Origin of the sequence: Rhodococcus sp. EPR-134, assembly GCF_001647205.1 — a bacterium.
Classification (GTDB): domain Bacteria; phylum Actinomycetota; class Actinomycetes; order Mycobacteriales; family Mycobacteriaceae; genus Rhodococcus_F; species Rhodococcus_F qingshengii.
Genome location: NZ_LVCT01000574.1, coordinates 1 through 7,340, shown reverse-complemented (window position 1 = coordinate 7,340; position 7,340 = coordinate 1). Strand labels below are relative to the sequence as shown.

At 61.2% G+C, this 7,340-nt stretch carries 8 protein-coding genes; 4 read left to right on the top strand and 4 right to left on the bottom strand.

What is annotated here, in order from left to right; genetic code table 11:
• The coding region (locus A2J01_RS25490) for a tyrosine-protein phosphatase (protein ID WP_197494298.1) at positions 1-569 on the top strand (569 nt) is incomplete at its 5' end.
• Positions 570-579: 10 nt separating this feature from the next.
• On the opposite strand, the gene A2J01_RS25485 is transcribed toward A2J01_RS25490, so the two are convergent.
• On the bottom strand, positions 580-1,155 hold the full coding sequence (locus A2J01_RS25485) for a hypothetical protein (RefSeq protein WP_064113858.1): 576 nt from the start codon (positions 1,153-1,155) through the stop codon (positions 580-582).
• A gap of 148 nt (positions 1,156-1,303) precedes the next feature.
• Here A2J01_RS25485 and A2J01_RS25480 point away from each other — a divergent pair, with 148 nt between their 5' ends.
• Positions 1,304-1,762, top strand: a complete 459-nt coding sequence (locus A2J01_RS25480) for a GNAT family N-acetyltransferase (RefSeq protein ID WP_042920782.1) — start codon at positions 1,304-1,306, stop codon at positions 1,760-1,762.
• A 62-nt stretch (positions 1,763-1,824) separates the two neighbouring features.
• On the opposite strand, the gene A2J01_RS25475 is transcribed toward A2J01_RS25480, so the two are convergent.
• The gene (locus A2J01_RS25475) at positions 1,825-2,721 is read right to left on the bottom strand and encodes an oxygenase MpaB family protein (protein WP_064113857.1); all 897 of its coding nucleotides are present in this window, start codon (positions 2,719-2,721) and stop codon (positions 1,825-1,827) included.
• A 171-nt stretch (positions 2,722-2,892) separates the two neighbouring features.
• Between A2J01_RS25475 and A2J01_RS25470 the strand changes: the two genes are divergently transcribed.
• On the top strand, positions 2,893-3,351 hold the full coding sequence (locus A2J01_RS25470; RefSeq protein WP_003943607.1) for a hypothetical protein: 459 nt from the start codon (positions 2,893-2,895) through the stop codon (positions 3,349-3,351).
• A 152-nt stretch (positions 3,352-3,503) separates the two neighbouring features.
• On the top strand, positions 3,504-3,887 hold the full coding sequence (locus A2J01_RS25465; RefSeq protein WP_058227381.1) for a helix-turn-helix domain-containing protein: 384 nt from the start codon (positions 3,504-3,506) through the stop codon (positions 3,885-3,887).
• On the opposite strand, the gene A2J01_RS25460 is transcribed toward A2J01_RS25465, so the two are convergent.
• Together A2J01_RS25460 and A2J01_RS25455 are read right to left on the bottom strand one after the other, a co-directional pair.
• The gene (locus tag A2J01_RS25460; protein ID WP_003943593.1) at positions 3,833-5,281 is read right to left on the bottom strand and encodes a histidine-type phosphatase; all 1,449 of its coding nucleotides are present in this window, start codon (positions 5,279-5,281) and stop codon (positions 3,833-3,835) included. The two genes, A2J01_RS25465 and A2J01_RS25460, sit on opposite strands and share 55 nt — an antisense overlap.
• Before the next feature lie 378 nt (positions 5,282-5,659).
• On the bottom strand, positions 5,660-7,309 hold the full coding sequence (locus A2J01_RS25455) for a class I adenylate-forming enzyme family protein (protein WP_064113856.1): 1,650 nt from the start codon (positions 7,307-7,309) through the stop codon (positions 5,660-5,662).
• Positions 7,310-7,340: the final 31 nt, after the last annotated feature.

The following is a 7,340-nucleotide window of genomic DNA, read 5'->3' as shown; positions in this document are numbered from 1 at the left end:
AGATCTCCAACCCGTTCATCGGTGGCGCGGACAAACTCCCGGACGGTGTGACGTACACGAACATCCCCATCGAGTTCAAGGATCTCACCCAGCTCGCGACGACGATCAAGTCGCCGGAGGAGGCCAAGCAGTTCTTGGTCGACACCAACCGCAGTTTTGTCACCGATCCCGTTCGCCGTGCCGGCTTCAAGCAGGTCCTCTCGGACATCGCTGCGAGTGACGGGGTGCAGTTGTTCCATTGCACCTCAGGTAAGGACCGCACGGGTTGGACCGCGATGTTGCTGCAGTCCATCGCCGGTGTCCCCGCCCAGACGATCATGGACGACTATCTGTTGAGCAACACCTACCTTCAGGCGACCAACGAGAAGATCCTTGCGCAGATCTCTCAGGCCCTGAGCCCGCAGGTGGCGACCAATCTCGAACCGGCCCTAGGTGTCGACGCTTCGTACCTGGAAGCTGGACTCGCGCAGATAGCCAGCGATTACGGAACCGTCGACGGTTATCTCACCGAAGGTCTCGGACTCACTCCGGACACGATCGCGCTTCTGAAGGCCAAGCTCGTCGACTAGTTGCGCGCCGCTAAAACGCTTGAACGAACGAGTACCAGTCGCCGTCGAACTCCTGGTATCCGATCTCGCCGTCGCGGCGGGGCTTGCCGAGATATGGTGCGCCGTCGGGTAAGTACGCCAATCCGATCGAATCGATCAGACCGCCCTCGATGTGGAAGCGGCACCCGTTGCCGACGGGCCAGACCTGCAGGACCCGGTAGACGCCAATTGTTCGGTTTTCCAACGACTTCTGGCAATCCGCGGCCACTGCTTCGAGCGAATCTTTCGACAATGCAAACGCAACATGCGAAGGGACGGACAAGGTCACGAGCGCACCGGTGACGAGCACGATCACCGGCGCGATCGTGCTCAAACGCAGAGTTTTGTACTTCATCCAGCCAATCAGGCTGAGTATCAACCACACTCCGCCCAAACCGAGCAGTACTGAGGCTGCGAGCGCAAAGAACGGAAAGTACACAACCGGCGGCATGAAGGACCACACGATGACGCCGCATGTGAGAGTGACAAGCACTGCGGTGACAATCGCTGTCACCTTCCACCAGGATGCCGGACCTCCACGCTCAGTTGTCGGATCACCGTCAGTCATCGGACAACCCTTGCACAACGCGGTAACTGCGGAGCGGCAACGAATGGAATTGTTCCACTGATTTACGTCGGGGTCGTCCTGCGTGGATCCGAAAATTGAACACTTTCGGCCCGGTCAGTGCGCTGACGCCTGAGGGTATGGTCGGATTGTGAACCAGGATCTGATCATTCGCCGCTACGTATCCTCGGATGAGGATGTGGTCGTCGACTTGTGGTCGCGCGCTGCCCGTGAAGCCCACCCGTTCCTTGCGGGTGAGGGGACGGGCGAACGCGAGCAGAAGATGCGAGAGGTCTATCTGATTCAGGCCGACAATTGGGTCGCTGAGCACAACTCCGCTGTCGTTGGACTGTTGGGAATGATCGGCTCCGAAATCGGGGGACTGTTCGTCGCGCCGGCGTCACAAGGGTTGGGCGTCGGGCGGGCGTTGGTCGAACACGCCACAACCATGCACGGCGAGGTGACACTCGAGGTCTACACCCTCAACGATCGCGCCCGCAGGTTCTATGCGCTGATGGAGTTCGAAGAAGAGGGGCGTCGACACGACGCCGAGACGAACCATGAATTGATCACCCTTCGTCGTACTGGTCGCGACTCCTCCCTCATCTAGGCATGAGAAACGCGAATCAGCCCGGGTGCCAGGAGTTCCACCACTCCACGATGGGAACCTGCTTACGCTTGGGCCTGCTGGTCTGCCTGCAGGTGCTTGACCGGGCATCCCGTGGGGAAGGTGCCGAGGTCTTCGACCTTGTAACCGCTCGGGTAGCTGCGGATGTTGGGCAGCTCGCGGGCGAATTTCCGCTTCGTACGCACGGGGAAGAACCGCAGCAGGCGCGCGCGGACCTTCAGCGCACCGCGTGAGACGACGCGCATCGCAGTGCTCGGGTGCTTGTAGTGGAAGGCGTCGAGGAGGTGATCGTCCATGAGCGCGAAGGCGAATCCCTTGACCAGAGCCTTCGGTGCCAGGTTGTTGGGCGGGAAGGTGCACATCAGGTCGAGGGTGGAATCAGCGACGGCTCGGGCGCCGGGATCGAATGAAAAGTGTTCGCGCTCATAGTCGTCGAGAAGTTTGACGAAGCCCTCGTAGGTGTCAGGAGTGTCTTTGATGTTCATGTACCGACCCAGGTGGCGGTAATAGTTCGTCGACCCGACGATCTCGTTGTCGGTCATCTTCCGCCAGCCGTACTCGTCGAGCCATCTGACCGGCGTGACGACGAAGGTGGCCAGAACGTAGAGCATGTCGTCGTTGGAGATGTCGTACGAGCCGTGCATCTGATTCATTCGACGCACGCTCTTGCGGCCTTCGGTGCTGCTGAGGCCGTGCTCGAGGATGGCGTCGAGGATCAGGCTGGTGTCGTCGTAGCGCTTCTGAACCTTGTCGGTGAACTCGCCCGTGGAGAAGAGGAGCTTGCCGATCGAGGGGACAGCGTATGTACGAAACAGTGCGAAGCTGAGCGCCTGATTGATGTCCCAGGGAAACTCTTGCGCCGCGAGAATGCGCGACATCTCTTCGTAATCGGTTTCGGGATCGAGTTGATCCGTGCGACTGCGGAGGTCGTAGCGCTTCATCTGAACACTCCCTGGGACTGGTCTGCGCGCGGCAGAGATAGGTGTGAGCTGCACCACCGACTGTAGTTCTGACAACACGCGTTGTCTAGGGGGTGTGAATAGTCGTCTTTCCTTCGTTTCGGGCGTTGTACCAGGGGTATCCGGAAAGTGTTGTCGACCCGAGGAGCAGCTATGAGCGTCACACGCACGGCCGGGGTTTTTGCGGCCATCGGACTACCGATTGCCGCGAGCGTCATGTTCGCCGGAGTCGCCTCGGCTGATCCGCCCCACCCTTTCGGCGGCGCCGCCGTCACTATCGGGTGTCCGAATCAGGGGTCGCTGGCCTCGTTGACCGGACTCACCGGCCAGTCCGGGCCAGAATCCAATCCGCCCATCGCCAAGGGTGACATTCGCTTCGATTCGTTCCCGGCCGCTGCACCCATCCCGGCGGCGGGTCAGGTGACCGTTGCGTGGGTCAACACCGACACGGGCAAGTCCGGAATCGTCGACCTGGTCGGTACTTATCCGTACCTGTCCGCGACGGTGAACACCGGCGTCGGCAATGTCGTTGCGACGGCGTTCGGTTCGATCAACTGGGGCAGTAGTCCCATCTGCCAGTCGAATCCGACGATCGGCAGGTTCATAGCCTGATCTTGAGCCTCGTCGTCGCGGCCTGGACGGGCACAGGGTTGGCGGTATCGCGTGATTATCTGTCATCTCGGAGATACCGCCGGGTCCGCCCCATCCCATATTCTGAAACATGTTAGGTGAAAGCATATTTCAGGGATGGAAAAGGTGGCGACGTGAACGGGTCGAGCGCGCGTCAGTTGATGAGCCAGATGCTCGTCGAAAAACGAAACAGTCTTGCGCCCGAAAAGGTCGGCATGCGCTGCGAGGGTGCTCGCCGAATGCACGGCCTCAGTCGGCGCGATGTCGCGCAGATTGCCGACATCAGCTTCAATCACTATCAGCGGCTGGAACAGGGTACTTCCGTTGGTGTTTCGGCTCCGGTTATCGTGAGGATCTGCGACGCCTTGTTGATGGAAGACGACGAGAAGGCGCGCATGCTGGCATTGCACCAGGTATGGGCGCGCCCTCGTCGACCGCTGGCTGGATCCCGAGTTGCCGGATCTCAGGCTGCCGGTGAAATCTCCGGCAGGCAGCGGGCCAGTTCGTCCGGCGTGTAGAAGAAACTCCCGGCGCTCACCGGAGCGCACGGGGCAGCAAATGCTGTCTCGCGCTCGTTGTAGAGCATTCGGACCAGACGCTTACCCTCCGGTCCGGCGTACACGTCCCACTGCACGTTGGCAGCCATCGGGCTGACCTGTGATCCGCGCCAGGGGTTGTTCGCATAGGTGTAGAGGTCGCCCTCCGCCTGCGAGACGGTGCTTCCCGGCAGTTTCAAGAGTGCTGCGAAGGGGATGATCGTTTCTGCGTGTGCAAACCGGAAATCCGCTCCCGGGACGGCGTCGTCGCCGGTATGTTTCTGCAGGCCGCGCAGGAACTCGTCGCGCAGGACAGTTGCCATCCGGTAGGTGACGTCTTCACCGGTGAAGCCCGGGCCCTTGGCGTAGAAGTCCTCGGCATCGTTCGTGTATGCGAGCCACTGCGCGTCAGCAGGTTCGATGAACCGCTCGAAATTCCACTTGCCTTCTTCGGCCATGCCCGGAGTGATGATGTACGTGTTGTACAGCATGTACGCGGCGTCGACTTCGTTGTCGATCGTGCTGGAACCCTTGCCACGGTCGACGAGTGAGAACTCGCCCGCACTCAGCCGGTTCACGAAGTCCTCCGAGTAGAGCCTGAGCATCATGTGCCGCGAGACCTCGCGGGTGCGGGGAAGATCGGCGATCTGGTCGTCGACGGCTTTCAGTCGAGGATCGGACTCTTCGTAGTCCTTGTAGTCGGCGTTTGCATCCGAGTCGTGGAAGTAGAGAAGGTCGGCATCCGTGGTCACCGGTGCAACATCGCCGGCGACGGCTGGAAACGCACCGGTCAGCCCTTGCGCGAAGTTCTCGGCGCTGTCCACGGCACGGTCCACACCCGACGAGGTCAAGGTGATGGTGCCCTGTTGCGCTGCGATGGCGTCGAACAGTTGGGGGAGGCGTTCAGTGACCCGCGCGCCGAGCTGTCTGTGTTCGGTGATCCCGCGTCCGCTGAGGTTGCCGTACCCCAGCTTCTTGTTGGCGGCCATGAGATCACGGAGGGCCGGGCCGAATTCCTTGCCGACGGGAGTCAATGCGTTCTCGGCTTCGGCGATTTCCCACAGCTGCAGGCTCAGGTCGTCGTACTTCAGGCTCGACAGTGCTCTGGAACCATGGCGCGCAACACTTTCCGTGTACACGGGGGAGTATCCCGTCGGCGGCGCCTGATAGTCGGCGATGCGCTGGCCGGGAGTGTAGGGCGTCTTGGACGTGAAGCCGCCGTCGCTGACGGTTGGTATCTCTGTCGAACCGGAGCTCGAACCGGCGTCGAGCGAACCGAACGGTGACGCCGTGGCGATGGACTGGACGCTGCTGGTGACAAGCACTAGTCCGACAGCGCCGGCAGCGGCCAGCACGCCGAAGCGTGAGCTTCGCATGGTGAGTTGATCCTCTCCGTCGGTGCCGAGGTGACACGACGGAAGGAAAGTTAGAACAGCTAAGCGTCCGAATTGCACCTATTTGCCCATGTGCAGATGGACGCGGGGTTACAAGTTTCGGATTCGCAGAGCTCAGGAGGGTTTGGCGGCAATCCCGATCGACACGGAGAGCGACAAAGCGATGAGGGTCATGGCCAGCCACTGGTAGCTCTTGGGCGTGGGCTGCTTCTTACGTCCGAACTTGCTCACTGATGTCTCCCGTTTGTCCGTGGGTACTCAGCACATATTACTGTTCCATTACCCCAATGGCGCGGTCGACCGGAAACTGTGCGCGATCAGACAGCAGGCGGACCGCGAAGTCCGCCCGCTGCCCCGCGATCAAGAGATCGTGCGCAGTTCCCGTCGCAGTATCTTGCCGGTGACGGTCTTGGGCAGTTCCTCCACCAGCACCACGGAGCGTGGGTACTTGTACGCCGCCATCCGCTGCTTGCAGTGATCGATCAGATCTTCCGGGGTGACGGACGCCCCCGCGACGAGGCTGACAAACGCCTTCACCGTCTCACCGCGGTATTCGTCGGCGATCCCGACGACTGCCGCCTCACGGACTGCGGGGTGCTCGGCAAGAACGTCCTCGACCTCGCGTGGCCACACCTTGTAGCCGGACGCGATGATCATGTCCTTCTTACGGTCGACGACGTAGAACCAGCCGGCTTCGTCCATGAACCCCACGTCGCCGGTGTGGAACCACCCGTCGCGAATGGCCGACGCACTCTCCTCCGGCTTGTTCCAGTAACCGCGCACCACCTGTGGACCTCGGACGACCAGTTCGCCGATCTCTCCGATCGGCAGGACCGCACCGCCCTCGTCTTCGATGCGGACCACGGTGTTGGGTACGGGAACGCCGACAGACAGTGCTCCGGATGTTGGGTCGACCGGCGTATCCGCACCAACGGGAACGGCATGGGTCGGCGACGTGGTCTCGGTCAGCCCGTAGATGTTGTGCAGCGCAGCACCGGTCATGGCGCGGACGGCCTCGGCGGCAGTCGGCGAGATGGGTGCGCCGCCGGAATACAGCAACCTCATGGAGGTGAAGTCTTCCGGCGCGCAACCCGGAGTGTTGAGCAGTGCGGTGAACGCAGTGATGGCGCCGACTGTGAATGTCGGTTGGTGCTCACGAATCGCGTCGAGCATCACCTCGGGCTGGAAGCGATAGGCAAGCACCAGCGGCATTCTCGCCAGGACGGACACCGCGATGTGACCGATCAACCCCGTGATGTGGAAGAGCGGTGCAACTCCGAGAACCGTGTCTTTCGGGGTGAGCCCCAACCAGTCCCGGTACACCTGGGCGTTGAAGGTCATATTCGCGTGAGAGGTCATCGCTCCCTTCGGCGGACCTGTGGTTCCCGACGTATACGTCAGTACCGCAATGTCTTCCGGTGCAGCGTCAGTGGTGATCGGATCGCCGAGACGATGTTCGTCGATCAGCGTCGCGAGATCGTCGGTACCGAGATCCTTCTTGACAATTCCGTCGAAAATCCTCGGATCGTTGCGACTTTGGTACTCGAGTTCCGAGGTGGTGATAACTCGCCTGACCGGCGAGTCGGAGACGACATTGCGGCCGACGGACTCGTAGAGCCCCTTGAGAGCGATCAGAACCGCTGCTCCGGAATCTTCGAGTTGGTATCCCAGTTCTCGTTCACGGCTCATGGGATTGATCGAGACTGCGACGCCGCCGGCTTTCCAGATTCCGGCGAGCGCAAGCACGAACTGCGGAACGTTCTGGAGGAACAGAGCGACACGGTCTCCCTTCGCCAGACCACCTGCTCGTAGTGCGCGGGCCAGGGCGTCACTCTGCTGATCCACTTCAGCGAAACTGAGTTGACCGTCGAAGTACTTCACAGCCGTGGCGTCCGGATCAGAGCGGACCGCCGCTGCCAACATTTCGAGCATTGTGGGCTGTTCGACGTCGATGTCGGGGGGAACGTCGTTGCGGTACAACGCCAACCAAGGGCGATCTTCGTATGTCATTTGATGGCAACCGGATTCACGGGAGAGCCGC

Bases quoted from the DNA above. Each gene is read 5' to 3' on its own strand.
- A2J01_RS25460 (WP_003943593.1), bottom strand. From the start codon at position 5,281: ATGCGAAGCTCACGCTTCGGCGTGCTGGCCGCTGCCGGCGCTGTCGGA.
- A2J01_RS25475 (WP_064113857.1), bottom strand. From the start codon at position 2,721: ATGAAGCGCTACGACCTCCGCAGTCGCACGGATCAACTCGATCCCGAA.
- A2J01_RS25485 (WP_064113858.1), bottom strand. From the start codon at position 1,155: ATGACTGACGGTGATCCGACAACTGAGCGTGGAGGTCCGGCATCCTGG.
- A2J01_RS25470 (WP_003943607.1), top strand. From the start codon at position 2,893: ATGAGCGTCACACGCACGGCCGGGGTTTTTGCGGCCATCGGACTACCG.
- A2J01_RS25455 (WP_064113856.1), bottom strand. From the start codon at position 7,309: ATGACATACGAAGATCGCCCTTGGTTGGCGTTGTACCGCAACGACGTT.